At 67.9% G+C, this 19,802-nt stretch carries 15 protein-coding genes; 2 read left to right on the top strand and 13 right to left on the bottom strand.

Annotated features, from left to right (window positions below):
- Position 1 precedes the first annotated feature (1 nt).
- Positions 2–940: a LysR family transcriptional regulator gene (locus ABD912_RS08640; RefSeq protein ID WP_345150068.1), complete on the bottom strand. Its 939-nt coding sequence runs from the start codon at positions 938–940 to the stop codon at positions 2–4.
- A 173-nt stretch (positions 941–1,113) separates the two neighbouring features.
- Between ABD912_RS08640 and ABD912_RS08635 the strand changes: the two genes are divergently transcribed.
- A complete protein-coding gene (locus ABD912_RS08635) occupies positions 1,114–4,674 on the top strand; it encodes a proline dehydrogenase family protein (protein ID WP_425548043.1) in 3,561 nt (1,186 codons plus the stop codon).
- Positions 4,675–4,719: 45 nt separating this feature from the next.
- Here the strand turns inward: ABD912_RS08635 and ABD912_RS08630 are convergent, their stop codons facing one another.
- Positions 4,720–5,988: an MFS transporter gene (locus ABD912_RS08630; protein WP_345150066.1), complete on the bottom strand. Its 1,269-nt coding sequence runs from the start codon at positions 5,986–5,988 to the stop codon at positions 4,720–4,722.
- A gap of 213 nt (positions 5,989–6,201) precedes the next feature.
- Between ABD912_RS08630 and ABD912_RS08625 the strand changes: the two genes are divergently transcribed.
- Positions 6,202–6,726 (top strand): ferritin, encoded by a 525-nt coding sequence (locus ABD912_RS08625; RefSeq protein ID WP_345150065.1) that lies wholly within the window; start codon positions 6,202–6,204, stop codon positions 6,724–6,726.
- Between the two features lie 625 nt (positions 6,727–7,351).
- Here ABD912_RS08625 and ABD912_RS08620 read toward each other — a convergent pair.
- The 11 genes from ABD912_RS08620 to ABD912_RS08570 form a co-directional block, all read right to left on the bottom strand.
- Complete coding sequence (locus ABD912_RS08620; protein ID WP_345150063.1) at positions 7,352–8,479, bottom strand: NAD(P)/FAD-dependent oxidoreductase; 1,128 nt, start codon at positions 8,477–8,479, stop codon at positions 7,352–7,354.
- Positions 8,480–8,732: 253 nt separating this feature from the next.
- Positions 8,733–8,903 (bottom strand): hypothetical protein, encoded by a 171-nt coding sequence (locus ABD912_RS08615; RefSeq protein ID WP_345150062.1) that lies wholly within the window; start codon positions 8,901–8,903, stop codon positions 8,733–8,735.
- Positions 8,904–9,031: 128 nt separating this feature from the next.
- The gene (locus tag ABD912_RS08610) at positions 9,032–9,931 is read right to left on the bottom strand and encodes a hypothetical protein (RefSeq protein WP_345150061.1); all 900 of its coding nucleotides are present in this window, start codon (positions 9,929–9,931) and stop codon (positions 9,032–9,034) included.
- A 454-nt stretch (positions 9,932–10,385) separates the two neighbouring features.
- Positions 10,386–11,243 (bottom strand): hypothetical protein, encoded by an 858-nt coding sequence (locus ABD912_RS08605; RefSeq protein ID WP_345150060.1) that lies wholly within the window; start codon positions 11,241–11,243, stop codon positions 10,386–10,388.
- 49 nt (positions 11,244–11,292) lie between these two features.
- Complete coding sequence (locus ABD912_RS08600) at positions 11,293–11,904, bottom strand: hypothetical protein (RefSeq protein ID WP_345150059.1); 612 nt, start codon at positions 11,902–11,904, stop codon at positions 11,293–11,295.
- 179 nt (positions 11,905–12,083) lie between these two features.
- Positions 12,084–12,716 (bottom strand): hypothetical protein, encoded by a 633-nt coding sequence (locus ABD912_RS08595; RefSeq protein ID WP_345150057.1) that lies wholly within the window; start codon positions 12,714–12,716, stop codon positions 12,084–12,086.
- A gap of 370 nt (positions 12,717–13,086) precedes the next feature.
- A complete protein-coding gene (locus tag ABD912_RS08590) occupies positions 13,087–13,515 on the bottom strand; it encodes a hypothetical protein (protein ID WP_345150056.1) in 429 nt (142 codons plus the stop codon).
- 218 nt (positions 13,516–13,733) lie between these two features.
- The gene (locus ABD912_RS08585) at positions 13,734–13,877 is read right to left on the bottom strand and encodes a hypothetical protein (protein WP_345150055.1); all 144 of its coding nucleotides are present in this window, start codon (positions 13,875–13,877) and stop codon (positions 13,734–13,736) included.
- A gap of 1,426 nt (positions 13,878–15,303) precedes the next feature.
- A complete protein-coding gene (locus ABD912_RS08580) occupies positions 15,304–17,961 on the bottom strand; it encodes a HEAT repeat domain-containing protein (protein ID WP_345150054.1) in 2,658 nt (885 codons plus the stop codon).
- Positions 17,962–19,203: 1,242 nt separating this feature from the next.
- Positions 19,204–19,464 (bottom strand): hypothetical protein, encoded by a 261-nt coding sequence (locus ABD912_RS08575; RefSeq protein WP_345150052.1) that lies wholly within the window; start codon positions 19,462–19,464, stop codon positions 19,204–19,206.
- Between the two features lie 11 nt (positions 19,465–19,475).
- Positions 19,476–19,739, bottom strand: a complete 264-nt coding sequence (locus ABD912_RS08570) for a hypothetical protein (protein ID WP_345150050.1) — start codon at positions 19,737–19,739, stop codon at positions 19,476–19,478.
- Between the last annotated feature and the right edge of the window lie 63 nt (positions 19,740–19,802).

Here is a 19,802-nt window from a genome sequence, read left to right as displayed (position 1 = left end):
CCTAGGCGGGGCGGTCCGGACCCGGCGGCCGGCCCGTGGACAGGGCCGCGGCCTCGGCCGCCAGCGCCGCGCGGACGGCGGCAACGGCCGGATGGCCGGCGCCGGATTCCCGCATCGCGGTGAAGACCGTCCGGTGCGGCTTCCCGGGGAGGTCCACCTGGCGGATGCGCGCCTCGCGGGAGACCCAGACGAGGTCCGGGAGCAGGGCCACGGCATGGCCCGATTCCACCAGACGCACGTGGGCCTGGAGGTCGGCGGTCTCGAAGCGCACGTCCGGTTCGAACCCGGCCGAACGGCACGCCTGCTCCGCCCAGTGCCGCGACGCCGCCCCGCGCGGCTCCATGACCCAGGGCAGCCGGGCCGCCTGCTCCAGCGAGGCCGCCTGGCCGAACTCGGCCGGGGCGTCGGCGGCGGGCAGGCACAGCCGGATGGCATCGTGCGTCAGCGGCTCCCGGTCCAGCCCGGGGTGGTGCGGAGCCGCGTGCCCCGGATACTGCTCGGCGACCACCAGGTCGAAGGTCCGCGCCCACGTCTCCTGCAGCGCCGTTTCGGGCTCATGCTGCACCATCTCCACCCGGACGCCGGGGTGTGCGGAACGCAGGGTGCGCAACACGGCCGGGATCAGGGCCAGCGCCGCCGTCTGGAAGACGGCCAGCCGCACCGTTCCGGTGACGGTCGGCTGGGTGGCGGCCAGGGCCGCTTCGGCACGTTCGAGCGAATCGAGCAGTTCCGCGGCGTGCTCCACCAGCACCTGGCCCTGCGGAGTGAACTGCAGGCGCCGCCCGCTCTTGCGCAGCAGCTCCACTCCTGCCTCCTGCTCCAGCAGGGACAGCTGCTGGGAGACGGAGGAGGCGCTGTAGTTCAGGGCCGCGGCCACGGCCGCAACGGTGCCCCTGATGCTGAGTTCGCGGAGCAGGCGCAGGCGCCGGATGTCGAGCACGGTGGCCTTCCGGAGGGTCGATCGATCATTCAGGCTTTCCGAATATTATCCTGCGGGATTCGTTGCTTTTCCTAATGCAAATGGCGCCACATACTGGGGTGGAGCCCCGCGCCACCGTGCGGCAAGCGCCCCTTCCTTCTCGCATCATCAAGGAGTTCCGCGCAGTGAACGTCATCCCCCCGGCCACCGCCGCCATCCCCGCCCCGGAGGCGGGCACCCCCGTCCGGCCCCAGGACCTCGCCGACGACGCCGTCGCCCTGGTTCGCCGGTGGCTCACCGAAGCGGCACGATTCCCGGTGGACGCCTCGGCCGCACAGCTCGCCGGCGTCCTGAAGGACCCCAACGGCCTGGACTTCACGGTCGGCTTCGTCGACGGCGTCGTGCGCCCCGAGGACCTCTCCGTCGCGGCCCGCAACCTCAGGACCCTCGCGCCGAAGGTCCCCTCCTTCCTGCCGTGGTACATGAAGTCCGCCGTGGCGATGGGCGGGGCGCTCGCCCCGGTGCTGCCCGGCGTCGTCGTGCCCGCGGCCCGCCGCGTGCTGCGCGAGATGGTGGGGCACCTGATCGTCGATGCCACCGACGCCAAGCTGGGCCGGTCCATCGCGAAGATCCGCAGGGACGGCGTCCGCCTGAACGTGAACCTGCTCGGCGAGGCCATCCTGGGACAGGGCGAGGCCGCCCGCCGGCTGGAGGGCACCCGCCGCCTGCTGGCCCGCGACGACGTCGACTACGTCTCCATCAAGGTTTCCTCCACCGTCGCCCCGCACAACCACTGGGCCTTCGACGAGGCCGTCGCCCACATCGAGGAGCAGCTCGTCCCGCTCTACCGCCTCGCCGCCTCCGCCGCGCCGAAGCGCAAGTTCATCAACCTGGACATGGAGGAGTACAAGGACCTGGAGCTGACCATCGCGGTCTTCACCCGGATCCTGGAGCGCCCCGAGTTCCGCGACCTCGAGGCGGGCATCGTCCTGCAGGCCTACCTGCCGGACGCGCTCTCGGCGATGATGCGGCTGCAGGACTGGGCGGCCGCCCGCGTGGAGGCCGGCGGCGCGCCCATCAAGGTCCGCGTGGTCAAGGGCGCCAACCTGCCCATGGAGGGCGTGGACGCCGACCTGCACGGGTGGCCGCTGGCCACGTGGGGCAGCAAGCAGGAATCGGACACCTCCTACAAGGCGGTCCTGGACTACGCGCTGGAGCCGGGCCGGATCCGCAACGTGCGCATCGGCGTGGCCGGACACAACCTCTTCGACATCGCCCTGGCCTGGCTGCTGGCCAAGGCGCGCGGCGTCACGGACGGAATCGAGTTCGAGATGCTCCTGGGCATGGCGACCGGCCAGGCCGAGGCGGTCCGCCGCGAGGTCGGCTCGCTGCTGCTGTACACCCCGGTGGTGCACCCGGGAGAGTTCGACGTCGCCATCGCCTACCTGATCCGCCGCCTCGAGGAGGGCGCCAGCCAGGAGAACTTCATGTCCGCGGTCTTCGAGCTGGAGGCGAACGAGGCGCTCTTCGAGCGCGAGAAGCAGCGCTTCCTCGCCTCGCTGGATGCGCTCACCGCCGAGGTGCCGGGGCCCAACCGCCGCCAGGACCGCTCGGCGTTCGACGCCGCGGCCGCCGAAGCGCGGGTCGCGGACCTGGCCACCGGCCGGGCCGGGTTTGCCAACACCCCGGACACCGACCCCGACCTGCCGGCGAACCGCACGTGGGGTCGGGCGGTCACCGGGCGCATGCGCGGCTCCGACCTCGGCGCCGCGACCGTCCGCGAGCACACCCTCGCCACCTCCGAGGAGCTGGAGCGCGTCATGTCCGCCGGGGTGGCCGCGGCCGCCGGCTGGCAGGCGCTGGGCGCCGACCGCCGGGCCGAGATCCTCCACCGCGCCGGCGTCGTGATGGAGGCCCGCCGCGCCGAACTGCTGGAGGTCATGGGCTCCGAATGCGGCAAGACCCTGGACCAGGGCGATCCCGAGATCTCCGAGGCCATCGACTTCGCCCACTACTACGCCGGGCTCGGCCAGGAGCTTGAGCGCGTCGACGGCGCCACCTACGTGCCCTCGAAGCTGACGGTGGTGACCCCGCCGTGGAACTTCCCGGTCGCGATCCCCGCCGGTTCGACCCTCTCGGCGCTCGCCGCGGGCTCCGCCGTCGTCATCAAGCCGGCCCACCCGGCCGCGCGCAGCGGCGCCGTGATGGTGGAGGCCCTCTGGGAGGCGGGCGTGCCGCGAGACGTGCTGCAGTACGTCCAGCTCTCCGAGCGGGACCTCGGCACGCAGCTGGTCTCCCACCCGGCCGTGGACCGGCTGATCCTCACCGGCGGGTACGAGACCGCCGAGCTGTTCCGCTCCTTCCGCCCGGACCTGCCGCTGCTGGCCGAGACCAGCGGGAAGAACGCGATCATCGTGACCCCGTCCGCGGACCTGGACCTCGCCGCGCGCGACGTGGCCGCGTCGGCGTTCGGGCACGCCGGGCAGAAGTGCTCGGCCGCCTCGCTGGTGGTGCTGGTCGGCTCCGTCGCCACCTCCCGGCGCTTCCACTCCCAGCTGGTCGACGCCGTCCGCTCGCTGCACGTGGGCTACCCGTGGGACCCGCGCACGCAGATGGGCCCGGTCATCGAGCCGGCGCAGGGCAAGCTGCTGCGCGGGCTGACCACCCTGGGCGAGGGCGAGAACTGGGTGCTGGAGCCGCGCCAGCTGGACGATTCCGGCAAGCTGTGGAGCCCGGGCGTGCGCGCCGGGGTGCGCCGCGGATCCGAGTACCACCTGACCGAGTACTTCGGCCCGATCCTTGGCGTGATGACGGCCGGGACGCTGGAGGAAGCCGTGGGCATCGTCAACGACATCGACTACGGGCTCACCTCCGGCCTACACTCCCTGGCCCCGGAGGAGCTGGGCTACTGGCTGGACAACGTGCAGGCCGGCAACCTCTACGTGAACCGCGGAATCACCGGGGCGATCGTGCGCCGTCAGCCGTTCGGCGGCTGGAAGAAGTCGGCGATCGGCGCCGGCACCAAGGCCGGCGGCCCGAACTACCTGGTTGGGCTCGGGTCCTGGAAGGACGCGCCTGTCCCGGGCTTCGCGCCCCTCCCCGCCGCCGACGTGGCGTCGCCGCTGCTGGAGGCGGCCCGCGCCGCCGGGCTGCCCGACGCCGACACCGCCTGGCTGGAGCGGGCGGTCGCGACCGACGCCGCCGCCTGGCGCGAGGAGTTCGGGACCGCGAAGGACGTCTCCGGGCTGTCCGCCGAGCGCAACGTGTTCCGCTACCGCCCGGTCCCGGTGACCGTGCGCTACGAGGCGGAAACCTCCGGCCACGGCCCCGCCGAACTGCTGCGGGTGGTCGCCGCGGGCCTGCGCGCAGGCTCCGGAAAGCAGGGGTCCGGAAACCAGGGGAGCGGGGCCCACCTGACGGTGAGCAGCGCCGTCGAACTCCCCGCCCCGCTCGGGGCCGCGCTGGCGAAGGCCGGGGCCCCCGTCCGGATCGAGGACGCCGACCAGTGGGCCCGCCGCGCCCAAGGGCTCGCCGAGAACACCGGCCCGGAGTCGGCCGCCCGGATCCGCCTGATCGGAGGCTCGGTGGCCACCACCGCCGCAGCGACCGGAGGCAAGCCGGATGTCGCCGTCTACGCCGGCGACGTGGTCTCCGCCGGCCGGGTGGAACTGCTGACGTTCCTGCACGAGCAGGCCGTGTCCATCACGGCGCACCGCTTCGGAACGCCCAACCCCCTCAGCGACGGGCTGGTCTGACACCTCCCGCGGGCCAACACCCTCCCACCGAACCGGCGGAGGCGCCTAGTGCGCCTTCGCCGGTTCCGTGTCCAGCGGATGTTCGATCTCGTCCCGGTACATCCGTGCGGCGAACCAAGCGATCACCCCCAGCAGCGGCTGCACCGCACCGGCGACCAGGAAGATCGCCCACAACGGAAACACCGTCCCGAGCGGCCCGGCCACCGCCATGGACAGCGGCATCAGCAGCAGCGAGACGAAGAAGTCCAGGCTGGAGATGCGCCCCAGCATGTGCTGGGGGACCCGGCGCTGCAGCAGCGTCCCCCAAATGACCTGGCCCATCCCGCCGGTGGCGCCGATGACGAACAGCACCACCGTCATGCTCCAGAAGTCGAAGAGCCAGCCGACCGCCGCCAGCGGCAGCCCGCCGAAACCCCAGAGCATGATCATCCACGTCAGATACCGGCGCGGCAGCCTCATCGAAGCGACCGCGAAGGACCCCACGGCCCCGCCGATGCCGAACGAGGCCAGGATCAGGCCGAACGTGCCGGCGTCGCCGCCGAGCTGCTCCTCGACCGCGAACGGCAGCAGCACCTCCACCGGGCCGATGAACGCGAACACCGCCACCACCGCGAAGAGCAGCGTCCACAGCAGCCACGGCGTCTTCAGCGTGTATACGAAGCCTTCGCGCAGGTCCGCGAGCACGGAGGGACGCTTGGCGCCGTCCTCGGAATGTTCGTCGTAGTGGGCATCATTGCTGAGCAGGTTCAGGACCAGCACCGCCGCCAGGTGGCAGCCGGCCATGACCGCGATGGCGTGGGCCGGACTGAAGGAGGCGACGATCATGCCGGCCGCGGCGGGCCCGGCCGCCATCTGCAGCACCGGGCGCATGGTGCCTTCCACGCCGTTGGCGGCGAGGAGGTGGTCCGCCGGCAGGATGCGCGGCAGCAGCGCCGAATAGGCGGGGTAGAAGAACGCGGCGCCGGCGCCGATGATGAAGCCGGCGGCGGCCAGGTGCCACAGCTGGATCATCCCCGTGGCGGCCAGCACCGCAGTGGTGGCCGCTGTAGCCAGCGAGGCGGCCTCGACCCAGAGGATGATGCGGCGGCAGGAGAAGCGGTCGGCCGCGATGCCCCCGGCGAGGACGAAGACGATCATGCCCACGCTGGTGGCGGTGGCCACGAAGGACAGCTCCAGCGGACCGCCGCCGAGCTCCTTCACCTGGTACACCATGGCGACCGCCCACAGGCCCTGCCCGAACACGGAGATGGCCAGTGCCACGGCAAGGACGCGGTAGTCGCGGTGCGCGAACGGCAGCAGCGCGCGGGGTGCCATGGGAGTCCTCCTCGGGACGGGAGCGCCGGTTTCCGGCACGCGGCGGCGGCGCACGATGCGGGCGGGGTCCCTCCAGTGTGGACCCAGTGATTGGCATGTGTCAATCACTTTGGGCCAGCCAAATTGCGCTCCGACCGCGCTCGCGTCCCGCCCCCGGTTTGGCTAGGCGTTCCTTGCTACCGCGCGCGATCGGCGGCCGGTAGCGTGGGGCGCATGGCAACTTTCAAGGAACTTCTCAGCGAGCAGATCGGCCACGAGTTCGCGGCCTCCCAGCAGTACATCGCGATCGCGGTGTGGTACGACAACCAGGACCTTCCCCAGCTGGCCCGCCACTTCTACGAGCAGGCCGTCGAGGAGCGCAACCACGCCATGATGCTGGTGCAGTACCAGCTGGACCGCGACCTGCCCACGTCCATCGCCGGCGTCGCCCAGCCGGTCAACGAGTTCGCCGACCACAAGGCGCCGATCGAACTGGCCCTGAAGCAGGAGAAGCAGGTCACCTCCCAGATCGAGGCGCTCTTCGCCGCCGCCCGCGCCGAGGGCGACGCCCTGGGCGAGCAGTTCATGCTCTGGTTCCTGAAGGAGCAGGTGGAGGAGGTCGCGTCGATGAACACCCTGCTGACCATCGCCGAGCGCACCAACAACCTCTTCGACATCGAGAACTTCGTCGCCCGCGAAACCGTTGGCGACAACGGCCACGACGCCTCCGCCCCGACGGCGGCAGGCGGCGCGCTGTAGGCGAAGGCCTTCGGGAACGGCGACGGCGGAAGGGAAACCTTCCGCCGTCGTCTTTTTTGCGCCCCGGCTTCTCGCACCGGTGGAGGGCTCTAGGAGGTGTCGGTCCCAACCGGCTCCAGACCAGTCCAGTGCCGCCGCGAGCGGGATGGGCCCCATGTAGTTCCGGCCTTGGGCTTCCCCGCAATCAGTGGTGCTTTGCTGCTTCCTTGCGCCGCCGAAAGGCAGCGTAAGCGATGAAGGCCAGACCCAGAAGAACGACAGGCGTCCCATAGATGGGCCTGCCGGTGGTTCCGGTCCAAGCGCCAAGAAGGGCGAAGAGAGCCCCAACAACGAACCCTGCCATGGAACCCGTTCCGTTCATCCCGCCAGCCTAGATCACACGCAACCCCTCGCCGATCGAGGACCGACCGCAGCGCCGGCCCGCCTGAAACCCATCAGGCCCTCTAGCAGGAGGAATTGCTCCTGGGCCTGTCGTCTTTCGTCAGCGTCCAAGGTTGCGTCGCCTTCTAGGCGCGCCAGGTCCATGCGCGAGTGCTGGCGCAGGCCGGGCTTGCCTCCCTGCTAGCCGTTCCGGCTTTGCTACTTCGGCCTTGTGACACCCGAACGCCCGACCGTGCGAGGCGCGTCAGGCTCCGAACCAACGGGCGCGTCGCGCCGCACCGAACTCCGCTTTCTCAGCGGCGTACGTCGGCGACGGCCCCAGGAACGGCCCGGTCGGCCCGCCGTCAGCGTGGAAGTCGGCGTCGACGCGACCGACGTCGCCGTGGCCGAACTCCACGTAGCAGAGCCCGGTGCCCCCGGATGCAAGTTCGCCGGCGCCTCGGATGCTGCGAACGATGCCGTCCGCGACGACGTGGGCCGCGCTCTCGGCGAAGGTGCCGGCCTTCGGGATCCCGGTCTCCGCGCAGTCGCCGATCGCGTACACCCCGGCGTACGGCGTCTGCAGCGTCACGCGGTCGACCGCGACCCAGCCATCCTGCGTCAGGCCCGCCTCGACGAGCACGTCGGGCACCTTGTGGGTCGGGATGCCGATGAACAAGTCATACGGCTCGTCGTGGTCCTTGAACTGCGCGACCCGCGCGTCGGGGTCGATCCCGTAGATCCGGTGGTGTTTCGTGTACGCGATCCCACGCGCGGCCATCGCTCGTTCCAGCGCGATCGATGCCCAGGGCGAGACCGGGATGGGCGCCCGCTGCGGACTGACCAAGTGAAGGATGCTGTCCTCGCGGATGCCTCGGGCGACGAGCTGGTCGTGGAGCAGCAGGATCGCCTCGTATGGCGCGGGCGGGCACTTGAACGGAATGGAGAGCACAGCCAGCATCACCCGGCCGCCGCGGAACGCCGCCAGTTCGTCGCGCAGCCGCTCGGCGCCTGCGACCGAATAGAACTCGAACCCTCCGTCGGCGAAGCCGGGTGTTGCGGAGATGTCGTAGTCGGCACCGAGGGCGACGACGACGATGTCCGGATCGTAAACCGCAGCATCGGTGACGACATGCCGCCTCCCCGGGTCGATCGCGAGCACCCGCTCCTGGCGGAACTCCACTCCCGGCATGCGGATCCGGCGGTACGGGATCCGAACCTGTTCCGCGTCCTGGTGCCCGAAGAGGACATCCAGCTTGGAGAAGCCGAACACGAAGGCATCGTGCTGGTCGATGAGGGTGACGTCGACCTCGCCGGCGAGGCGCTCCGACAGTGTGCTCGCGAGTTCCAGCCCTCCGAAGCCGGCGCCGAGGATCATGACGGTTGTTGTCATGCACCTCATCGTGCGCCTTGGACGGCTTGGCGTCCATGCCCGCGGGATGGTGCCCGTCGGGTCTCGATACTCGGCGGCGTTGAGGTCCCTGATCTTTGGAACGCGTTCAAGCGGCCGGCTAGAGCATGTTGCTAAAGCCGTTTCGGCACCGCCCGGGGGAGTCTTGATGCCGTGGCGCGGGATCGCGATGCGCTCAGACAAGACCGCCCGCAACTGCCACGCCGCGACACTCCACTGGCTTTGGCAAGAGGTCCTAGCTCTGCGCGAGCCGGAGAGCCTTCTCAGTGAAGTAGCTCACTTCACCGTTGACATCCTCGACCCCGAAGACGAACTTGCCAGAGGGAGTAGCCCGGACATCGACGACTGCGCCGCGTCCGCGCGTCGTGAATACGTCGGCTCCTGGCGTGAAAATGGTATCGCTCATACTTCAGATTATGCGGGCGCCAAGCAGCGGCCCGCCTCCCCCGTGAGACGGATATGTCTTCCTCATCTCACCGACGATCGACGTGCATGCTCACCCGCACGGCACCGAGACGGGTTTGGCAACGCACCCTAGAGGCATGAGGGCAGGTAGTCTCCCACCACGCTGGCGCTGCTGAGCAGGGCGTCGGCCCCTTCCTGCGTGATCTTCTGGGCGCGCTGCGCCGCGTGGACCTGGTTGGTGAACGTCGTGAGCGTCTGCTCGGCCTTCGCGTCGTTGGCCAGGCTCGCGTCCGTCACGTAGCCGCGGGCCCTGTCCAGCGTGGCCAGTAGCGTCGTGTTCAGGTTGCGGTCCTGGACATGGAGCGCGACGGCCTCTTCGATGCCTCCGATGGCGGCTGCCGGATCGAAGCGGGTCATCGAGAGGACCTTGGTCAGGGTTGACGGCAGGGTGACCCTGGAGCCGTCCGGTCGAGCCAGCTCGATGACGGCTTGCTGGTTCTTGCCCTGAAGGGGCTCGGGGCCTGTGGGCAGGGAGGTTCCATCGAACATGATTTTCTGCGCGTCAATGATGTTGAACAGGGCGCTTTGCACTTGCAGTCCGAGGAGTTTTTCACCGTTGGTGGCGGGGGCCTCGGCCCGGAAGGTGAAGCTGTCCTCGACGGATGTGGTGCCTGCGTCGTTGGAGACCGTGACCGCGGTGCCCTCCCCGGACATCGAAACGCACTCGTTGCCGACCTCGAGGATGAACCGGGACAGGGGCTCGTAGCTGTCAAAGGTGCCGTCCTGCGAGGACCCGGAGGGGCCGGAGCCGGTAGGCAGGTCGAGGTCGTAGCGGAAGAGGACGCGCACGGGCGTGGATTCCTCGCCTCCGACCTGCCGGGCATCCACGTACGTGAAGTAGTCGAACTCCGCGTAGGGTTCGGGCGTTGGCGGCGGCGGGGCCGCTTGGGCGGCCGTTGGCGCCAGGGCAAGGCTTGAGAGGGCGATGCCCGTGGACAGGACAAGGGCTGAGAGGCGGGTGTTCTTCATGGTTCGGGTCCGATCGTGCCGGCGCCGGTTCGGTGGTGCACGTGATGGGCAGGGACTTTGGGACGGGCCCTGACCGTGCTCGTCAAGACCGGATCTGGTGGAGCCGGGTGGCAGCCCCGGCGAATGTGCGCCCATTCTGACCCTCTCCGGGGAGCCGGCGCAACGGGTGCGCATCGGCATTCGGCCGTTCCGCGAAGGCTCTGCTGCTTTCACCGTGATCGATGCCCAGCAGGACCCGGAAGTGCCTTGCAACCGATCTTCACCACATCAATTCCAGGATTGGGTTGCAAGACATGGTGGCAAGACAGTGGGTGCCGCGGACCTCCGAGACGAACCATCTGTCTCGTTCGGCTGTGTTGCATCCCGTCGGTTGCAAGACGGTCAATTTCCACTCGGACTGGAGTTCGCTCGTAGTTGCCATCGGCCAACCGGGGGAGCGTGCCGCCCCTCGGGTCTAGCTGGAGAACGGGTTTCCGAGTATCCCGTCCGGGTCGAGGTACGGCTCCCGGGGCAGGGATGTGCCTGCTTCGTCGTAGCGCTCACCCGGTGCCAGATCAATGGGTGGCACGATCTGGGTGGGGATCGGACTGTCGCGGTAAAGCTCCAGGCGCGGGTAGCCCGTGTCCTCGTTCACGCGGCTGTGGTCAGGGACCCGGATCGTGGGCGGATCGCTTTCCCAGACCGCTTCGACCTTGTGCTCATCGACTCCGGCGGCCGGATGAAGCTTCATGGTCAGCGAGGCGTTGGACATGCCGCCGCTGTCGATCTCGGACCCTTCGTAGGGGAGCGGCACCAGTGTCACGCCGGCGATCCCTTCGCGGGCCAGCATCTGGTCGATGACATCCACGCGGAAGCCGTTCTCTTCTGGTTGGGACGAGATCGCCATGTAGGCGTTTTGGGCGATGACCGCGGCCCGCAATTCGAGGTGGTCGTCTTCGTTTTCCGAGCGCCACGTGCCGATCTCGCGGGCAACCGTCAGGGCGGTATCGGCGTTCCAGGTGCCGATGTCGACGTGGATGAAGACCGACTCGCCGGTCGCCAGGTCCCCGGAGCGGGCCTCGGAGGATGTTGCGGCCACGACTCCCTGCAGGGTCTCGGCGATCCGCGCCCCTTGCGCCCCGATGGCCTCGGCCCGGACGGCCTCCTGCTCCATGCTCCACCCCAGATGGGCGAACAACGCCATTAGAGCCAGGTAACCGAGCGCCGCCAGGACGGCGAGGGCCCCGATCAGGGCGCCTGCCGTGAGAGCGATCCGTTGGACAATCCGTCTGCGTATTAACGGGGCAGGCGTGGCCTGCAGCGGTGGTGTCACGTTCATGTCCTTTCCGGGCGGGAAACCGGTCTGCGGGTAACTGTCTCCACTAGCGGCAGTCGAAGGAATGGGACCCCGGCCAAACCGGATCAGCGCCGCCGTAGAGGGACAGAAGCGCCCCCTCGTCGGTCCACTCGAAGTCGTACGAGCCGGACGCCACGGGCTCGTATCCGTCATCGGCAGCCCAGGAACTGACGGCCCTGCCCAGCCCGCCGAACTCCACGGCGTACAACTCGCCGCTCCCGGCAAACAGGAACGAGGTTTCCTTCACCGCGGCCTGGCAGAAACCTGGCCCGCCGGGCTGCAGGACCGTGTACTTGGCGTCGAAGACGAAGTCACCCATCCCGCCGGCCGCGCTGCAGATCCCGGTCGCCACGGCCAGGGCAACCCACGGTCCGGAACGTCGACGGACCGGGCCTTGCTCTCCCGCGTCCGGTGCCTGGTGCCTGCGCACCCGGGCGCGGGCAATGGCCAGGGCCAGCGACGCCACCAGCAGCGTGGTGCTGATCGCCCACGCCGGCATGACCCGCCCGCCCCATACGAGCAGGAGGCCAAACATGCCGCCCAGCGTGGTTGCCGCCGCCAGCAGCAGGCACAGGCCGAGAGTCTGATCGAGGCGTTGCTCGATGTGTGGTCGCGCTCCGACCGATAGTTCAGTCATGCCGTCTCCCAAGCGGGTCCAGATACGCCGCGTATAGGCGGTACTGGGGTAGCAGGGAGGCAAGGCCCGCCACGGGCCTTCGAGGAACGCCAGCCAGGAAAGCGAGCGCCCGGGGCGAGAGCGTGGAGGACGCGGTCCCCATCCGTTCCCCTCCGACAGCGATGCGCATTCCCGGTGGCCTAGGACAGTCGGCCGTCAGTTTGGGCGCTGTCATCGGAACGGGCACGCTCCAGGTCCTCGAGATCGGAGCTTGAGGTGCGCTGGCCGTTTTGAGTCACGGCCGTGACGCGGGAGACCTCGGGGTGGTCGTCCGCGATCAGGTCGAGAACGCCTAGGGCTATGCGGTCGAGGGCGGAGATGGACTTGATTTCACTGTCGTCCCAGATGATGTTGTTGATGGTGCTGTCGACGTTGACGATTAGCTCGCCCTCCTTGCCCGCCTCGAAGGACTCCACGTAGTAGAACGGGAAGATGGCGGCATCCGGGCAGTCGGCGTTGCGTGCGGCCAGGAAGGAGGAGCCCAGCTCGTTGGCCCAGGCCTGTTGTTTCGAATCGGCCTCAGGCAGGGCCCACACCTGGCAGTGCTCGTCGAACGCCGCCTTGGGCCGTCCTGCCGCGCTGGCACTGGACCTGACCTCTTCCACGTCCACCCCCTGGCTGGGCGTGGCCGCGGGGATGGATCCCTCGCTGGGGGCGGGAGCGGAGGTCGGAATTGACGGGGTCGGCTCGGGCGGTTGGCCCGCGGGGGTGCATCCTCCCAGCGCGAGAGCGGCGACCAGCAGCAGTGCAGCCGCAGCAACGGTTCTCTTCATGGGGGATCCCTCCACTGTTTGGATTTACTCCGAGTCTAGGCGGAGATGCCTCTGGCAAGCGACAACGGCCTTCACCCGGGGGAAATGGCGGAACGGTCCTAGCCGTTCCGTGTCCCTCAGGCGTGCGAAACAAACAGGGGCGCGGAGGCTTTCGCCGTGCTCCTACGGGCACGGGGCCGTCCGTGGAAAAGACAGGAAAGGCGCCGCGGAGTATGTCGGCGATCCCATCGTGAGTTCGAAAAGCGTCCGGATGCCTGAGTGTCTCGACAAACTGTCTTGTATCCCTCCGGTTGCAAGACATTTCCGTTAGAGGGGTCATACTGCGCGCTGGCATCATCTGGTGTGCCGATGGCACCGGGCTTCGTGTGGTTCAGTCCCCGACTGAGTGGACGATGAAGTATTCGGCCGATTCGCATCCCGCGGGGACGTAATCGGCGCCGGCCGCGGAATCGTTGTAACCGCCACCCAGGGAGACGTGGCCAGCCACGGCAAGGGAATGGTCGAAGCCCGTCAAAGTGGAGGTACCTTCGTCCCAGACGAAATCCGTGGGGAAAATCGGTACGGTTCGCCGACCTGACTCGTCCTCAACCACCAGGCAGCCGCGTTGGAGGCGGAGGATGCCCTCCAGCAGCGCGGCGTTCCCCGGCCCCGACTCGGTGGTGCGCACATAGGCGGCCGCCGGCGACTTCGTGTCCGGAGGTGGCGGGCTACTTGAACACCCAACGAGCACGATGCCCAACACCACAACGGGCATTGACGTCCGCACCAGTGCTGCGCCCGGAGGTTTCGTGAGGTCCATGCCCCCACCCTCCCATACGTGCCGGAGCAAGAGTTCGGCATCCAAGTAATGCAATCCAATCGCGACCGCCATCGCGCGGAGCCGCCGATTCACCGTTGCATTGCGCGTGGCATGAGTGTCTCAACGGACCGCCTGGCATCCCACTCGTTGCAAGACTTACTCCCGGCCGCAGGAGTCATCTTCAAAGGTTCTCCGGGACAGCAGACTCCCGTCGTGCCTCAGGAGGCCGCTGCCGGTCTGGCCGTCGGTCGGACCAGGACGGCGCCGGCCGAGGCGAGCAGGGCCGGCAGGTAGAACCAGCCGATGGATGCCGAGCCGATCACGGTGAAGATCGCCAGCAGAACGGTTGCCGCGATGGACAAGCCCCTCCATGGTTTCCCGCGGATCAGGAGGGGAAGCCCTGTCAGGAGTACTGGGATCAGCAGCGGGACGAAGATTGCCGGCCCCGTTTCTTCAAGCAGGGTCAGATGTTCGGTCACCGGCGGGCTATCCGGGATCCCCGGCCCCTCTACGTATGTCTCTGAGGTGACCAGGGGAAGGAATAGGACAGCTAGGGCGACAGCGAGTGTGAGCGCGAACGCCACGCCCTGAAGCACTCGCGCCGGAACGGGTCGGTGATCCATGAGGCCTCCTGCCCAAGCCGTATGGATCAAGGAAACCACGAACCAAGAGCCGTGTTCTTGATTGCATAGGATGCGGGCTTCCCCTGGACCCGTCGTTCCGCGCATTTTCCACGGGCCGTCAGGACGGCTGCCAGTAGGCTTGGAGGCACGGTAGCGCTCAGCCACCGGGGCCCGCACCGGCAGGGGAAGCCGGCGGCCGACTCCTCACCCCCGGAAGGCGCATGGGCGACAAGACACCGAGCACGGACAGCAAGCGACGAGCCCGCCGGTCGTCCGGAAAATGGTTCAAAAGGTGGGACGGATCCTTCGTCGAGCGCATTCTGGACCTGGTCTCCGAACTGTTGGGAAAGTAGAACGCCAGCGGCAGCAGGGGGGACGGAACGCTTCCGGACCTGTCCGCGGGGCCAGGGGAAGAGGTTCCGGGGCGGCAGGCCACGGCCAACTGCGCGGGGCGGGCTTTGGCGTGGGGTGGAGCCGCGGGAAGCGGCGGCGGGCCGTGGGCGCGTGTCGGGTCCCCGGAGTCGTGTCTGCAGGTCCTTAGGCGTGTGGCCGTGCCTATAGTCGGTCCATGGAGACGGACGGAGCCCGCGAACTGGAAGGGCAGACATCGATCGATGAGCTGCTCGACGATCCTGTTGCCTGACCCACCTCCAGATGGTGCTGCCGATCCATGTGAAGCTCGGGCCGGGTGATTTCCGGCGCCTGTCCTGACGTGCAGTTCGGACGTGCAGTTGAACGGGGCGCCTACGGGGTCCGGTCCGGGAAGCGGCCCACGGAGGGTGCCTCTTCCGGGGGAGATGCCCGACCTACGCGGAAACCCTCGTCTGGGCCGCTACCGGTGCCCGTGAATGGGTCGGGCAGAGCACCTCAACGGGCCGGGGACGATGAGCAACGCCGCCGGTCACGTCGTTCCGGTTGAGGACGGTTTCACGTACCGCGATCGTCGGGTCCTGCCCCTCGTTTGGGGCGGCGTTGCCGCCCCGGTTGCACCGGCAACAGAGGGTCTGGCTTCCCTTGGGCGAGAGGTGTCTCGACAAACCGTCTTGCAACCCGTGGGTAGCAAGACTCGTCTCCGGTCGATGGCGACGTCGTAGAAGCCGCTTTCAGCATCCCCCTCATCGGTGACTGGCGGCATCGAGCGCTCAAAGAAATCCGCTATTCCGGCCTAACGGTCACAGGAGGGAATCGAGTCTGTGACAACTCCGAGCAGGCTGACCAGTTCATTCCGGTCAGTTGCATTCATGGTGTTCATGGACCAGGCAAGCGGGGAGAGCCCTGAGTAGATCTTCAGGGCCTGGTCCGTATTGAGGGCACCAATTTGGGCGGCAAGCCCTGCAATAACTGTCTGGGCTGGCCTTCCCGGCAATATTGCTGCTGCGGTTTGGCGGACCTCGGGTTCCGGGTCGGTGAGGGCGGTGAGCAGAGCGGTGGTGACGTTTTCGCCGTCCCGGCCGCCCAGGGCGCGTACGACGGCTTGGCGGACCCAAGGGTTGGGGTCGGTGAGGGCGTTGAGCAGGGCAGTGGTGACGTCGTGGCCGTTCCGGCTGCCCAGGGAGCGTGCGGCGGCTCGGCGCACTTCGGGTTCCGGGTCGGTGAGGGCGTCGAGCAGGGCAGTGGTGACGTCTTGGCTGTCCCGGCCGCCTAGGGCCTGGGCGGCGTCATGGCGGACCCAGGGGTTCGGGTCGGTGAGAGCGTCGAGCAGGGCGGCAGTGACTTCACGGCTGTCCCGGCCGCCCACGGCCTGGGCGGCGTCATGGCGGACCCAGGGATTGGGGTCGGTGGTGAGGGCGTTGAGCAGGGATGCGGTGACGTCTTGGCCGTCCCGGCTGCCCAGGGAGCGTGCGGCGGCCCGGCGCACTTCGGGGTCCGAGTCGTCGGTGAGGGCCTTGCGCAGGGGCGCGGTGACATCGTGGCCGTCCCGGTTGCCCAGGGCCTGTGCGGCGGTCCGGCGCACTTCGGGTTCCGGGTCGGTGAGGGCGTTGAGCAGGGCGGCGGTGACGTTTTCGCCATCTCGGCCATCTCGGCCGTCTAGGGCGTATCCGGCGGCCTGGCGGACTTCGGGGTTCGGGTTGGTGAGGGCGGTGAGGAGGGCGGCGGTGACATCGTGGCCGTCCCGGCTGCCCAGGGCCAGTGCGGCGGCCCGGCGGACTTCGGGGTTTGGGTTGGTGAGGGCGGTGAGCAAGCCCGCGGTGACGTTGTGGCCGTCCCGGTCGCCCAAGGCTTGCATCACCCCATGGCGGACCCAGAAGCTCGAGTCGCCGAGGGCGGTGAGCAGGCCCGCAGTGACGTCTTCGCCGTCCCGGCCACCCAAGGCGTATGCGGCGACCATGCGCACTTCGGGTTCCGGGTCGGCGATGGCGGTCAGCAGGGCTTGAGTGGCGTCGTCGCCGTCCCGGCGGGCGAGAATCCGTATGGCCGCGTCTCTTCCAAAAATGCCGGGGTGGTGCAGCAGCGCGGCAATGTCGCGGGCCCTGCTGTCCGGGATCCTGTCCGCCATCGCCTGCAAACTCTCGGTGGCTTCGGGAAGGTTTACGGCCAGCAGCCTGAGCAGCCGCGAAGAAACCTCGCGTATTTGGTCCTGGACGAGGGATGCTTGGTCGTCGGTGAGTTCGGCGATGACCCGTGCCGCAGTGTGCAGTCCCCGGTGAAGGTAGTCCGGGCGCACTGACAACAACTGCCCCAAGTAGGGCCGGGGATCATGCAGACAGGCACCAATCAGGGGCAGGATCTGGTCCCAGTCCTGATCGAACCACAGATGCTCACGCAGGGCCGTGCTCCAGCCGTCCTCGGTTGCCGCAACCGCGGTGGCCGTGAGGTACTCGGCGAAGGTCCGGTGCAGGAAGAAGTAGGGGGGTCTATCGGACAATCGTTCCACGCCGGCTCGGGTGAGGATTCCCGTGTTCTCGCATTTGCCCAGGACGTCCTTGATCCTAGGCTGCGTGGCGGCTATCGCCTGTTCCAGTTCCGTGGCGGGCATGCGGTCCACCCAGCCCTTGGGTGACGTGGCGAAGTGCAGCGCTATCTGGGGGAGGATCCGACGCAGTTCCTTCTGGTGGGCTTCCTTCAGCCTTTTGCGCGGGGTCGTGTCCTGGCGTTCGCGCAGCCGGTGCTGTTCGCCAAGCAGTTGATCGAGCATCCTGTCGTAGAGGTCCTTGCGGCTGCGGGGCAGTGATTCGGGCTGGCCGGCTACGGCGCAGATGAAGGCCAGCAGCAGGGGAATGCGGGCCAGGCCCATGAAGGAAGGGTTTTCCAGCTGCCGGAGAACCTTTGTGTGGCTCTTCCGGTCCAGTCCCCATGCGTCGACGTAGGCACGTACGTCGTCGGGGGAGAACGGCTGGAGTTCGACTTCGGTCAGGTCCGGTCCCTGGGGACGTTCGTAGCCGGCGATGCGGCTGGTGATGATGAGCCGCCGGCCCGGAGTGGACCGGTCGGTCCAGCGCTCGAGCCTGTGTCCCAGCGGCAGTGATGCGGTGCGTTCCGGGATTTCATCCAGGGCATCGAGCAGGAAGGTATTGGGTGTGCTCTTCAGGTGGCTGAGGAGCCAATCGGCGAACGCGGGGGACTGGTTTTCGGCCACCGCCAGGATTTCGACGCAGGCCTCTTCCAAGGATTCCTTGGGATGTGCATGCAGCTCGTCGCATCGCACCAGAACCGGCAGGTCCAGTTCCTCGGGGGCGAACCCGTTCTCCAGCCCCGAGAGGCCAGCCCGGGCCAGCTGCTGGGCACGGAGGTGAAGCAGGCGGGTCTTGCCCAGGCCCGGGTCCGCCAGGACCACCAGATTCCGACCTTCGGCCTCCACCTCGGTCCACGGCTTGATGTCCACGTCGCCACTGCCGCCAGGCCGGCCGGCAAGCGGGACATAGGGGCCCACAGCTCCCGAAGGCTTCGCGACGTCCCGCCGGACGGCCACCCGGATCCGGGCTTCCTGCTGCAGCCGCTGCTGGTCTGCCCCATCCGGGCCGAAGGAAGGGGCAAGGTGTGTCTGGCAGGTCCTGTCAACGGTCTCGAGGAAGACACGGAGACGGCTGAGCAGGCTGTCCGGTGAGATTCCCTCCGCTGTCCCGGACCGTCCGAGAGCCTCTCGGAGGCCGGAGATCTCGTTGAGGACCGTCGATATTTCATCGGTGAAGTGTGTGCGTGTGGCTTCACCCTCAAAGCGTGCCGCTTGGGACGGAGCCAGACTGTGCACGTAGGCGGTTGCCATGATGGCAAGCAATAGATCCAATTTTTTCGGATCAATTTCCCCGCCCTGTTCGATGCAGTTTCGAAGTGCAGGGGCCAAGTCATCCATGCGCTCGTACGAGGTATTTTTGGGCTCTGATGACGCCTGGCGGAAGAGCTCGAAAATCCGCTGGCGACCGATGCAGCTGCGCAGCGGAAAATACCTGACCCGGATTCCCTCTTTTTTTGCTGCTCCTTTGGTTACGAACGCAACCTTCCAGGGCCTCAAAAGACTGGATGCCGCATCAGCTGCGGGGCGACTGGCAAGCGGTGCCAGTACCTTGCCTACAAGGAGCCACTCCATGGCGCGTCCTCCAGCGTCTCGCAAACAGGATAAGGCCGGTTTGCTTCAGCCAAACCATGCTTACCGCAAGGTCATTGTCGTACTACCGAGGGGCAGTGGCCGAGATTTCTTCCCGGTCGGTTGCGATTATTGACGTGGTGTATTGCGGGCGCTGCGTGGCTATTGGTTTGGTCGATCAGGCTCTGAGGGCCCGGACTGAGTCGCTGTACTCGTGCCCGTCAGGGCTCCACCGGTGTCGCGCGTGGGGGCTCCGCGGGCTTCCGGGAGGGTGCCTTTCTGTTTCGGAATCCGTCTTGCATCCCACGGCTTGCGAGGCGGCAGGACAAGCTGCGGGAAAGCGTTTGCAGGAAAAGGAGGCGGGAACCGAGTGGGCGGTTCCCGCCTCCTTGTACCCGTGGCCTTACTGCATCAAGCAATTGAGGTTGCGCTGCTCATGCTGTGATGCCCTCAGGCTGACTTGGAGCGCGTCCGTGTCTTTTTCTCGCCGCTTGGACAGCTCGGGCACAACAAACCAGCGAATGGTGGTAGGAGCCGAGACGGCTATTCCCTGTACTCGTCATCTCGGATGAGGGTGGCTTCGGGGGTATCAGTCTTGAGGCGGAGCTTGCCGAGGTCGGTCTGGGCAAGCTCGTGCAACTCCTCGGGGACGAGGACCTCGTAGGCTGATTGGCCGTCTGCGATGCCCATTCCCGTCTCGGTGGGTCCGTTCTCGGAGTCCGCGCCCGGCCACATCGCGGCCACGATGTTCCCGGACTCGTCGGCGACGACGAGAAGCTTATCGGTGCGCTGTCGGTGTTCCATGGTGCCTCTCCTCAATCGACCCTGTGACCGCGCAGCACGAAGTTGGTGCCGAAGGGTCCGTAGTTGGTGACGTCCACCCAGTAGGAGGTCAACGGGCTCGCGCCGAATCTCGGAATGCTCTGTATGCCGTATGCCGTCACGTGCAGCCGGGACTGCCCGCCTCTCGGTTCCGCCATCATGTATTGCAATCCCTGCCAAGTGTCGCCCCACGACACCCAGTAGGTGTTGGAGGCTCCAGCGGCGAGGTAATACCAGCCTGATTCCCAAGCGGCCATGACGTGCTCCTTAGGTTGGACTTCAACGCTCTTCCGCTCTGAGACTCTTCCTCGGACAGGTCG

Source organism: Arthrobacter ginkgonis, assembly GCF_039540195.1.
GTDB lineage: Bacteria > Actinomycetota > Actinomycetes > Actinomycetales > Micrococcaceae > Zafaria > Zafaria ginkgonis.
Note: the sequence above shows the minus strand (reverse complement) of the source record. Positions and strands in the feature narration are given on the sequence as shown.

Bases quoted from the DNA above. Each gene is read 5' to 3' on its own strand.
- ABD912_RS08610 (WP_345150061.1), bottom strand. From the start codon at position 9,931: ATGAAGAACACCCGCCTCTCAGCCCTTGTCCTGTCCACGGGCATCGCC.
- ABD912_RS08570 (WP_345150050.1), bottom strand. From the start codon at position 19,739: ATGGCCGCTTGGGAATCAGGCTGGTATTACCTCGCCGCTGGAGCCTCC.
- ABD912_RS08600 (WP_345150059.1), bottom strand. From the start codon at position 11,904: ATGACTGAACTATCGGTCGGAGCGCGACCACACATCGAGCAACGCCTC.
- ABD912_RS08620 (WP_345150063.1), bottom strand. From the start codon at position 8,479: ATGACAACAACCGTCATGATCCTCGGCGCCGGCTTCGGAGGGCTGGAA.
- ABD912_RS08590 (WP_345150056.1), bottom strand. From the start codon at position 13,515: ATGGACCTCACGAAACCTCCGGGCGCAGCACTGGTGCGGACGTCAATG.
- ABD912_RS08575 (WP_345150052.1), bottom strand. From the start codon at position 19,464: ATGGAACACCGACAGCGCACCGATAAGCTTCTCGTCGTCGCCGACGAG.
- ABD912_RS08595 (WP_345150057.1), bottom strand. From the start codon at position 12,716: ATGAAGAGAACCGTTGCTGCGGCTGCACTGCTGCTGGTCGCCGCTCTC.
- ABD912_RS08625 (WP_345150065.1), top strand. From the start codon at position 6,202: ATGGCAACTTTCAAGGAACTTCTCAGCGAGCAGATCGGCCACGAGTTC.
- ABD912_RS08630 (WP_345150066.1), bottom strand. From the start codon at position 5,988: ATGGCACCCCGCGCGCTGCTGCCGTTCGCGCACCGCGACTACCGCGTC.
- ABD912_RS08615 (WP_345150062.1), bottom strand. From the start codon at position 8,903: ATGAGCGATACCATTTTCACGCCAGGAGCCGACGTATTCACGACGCGC.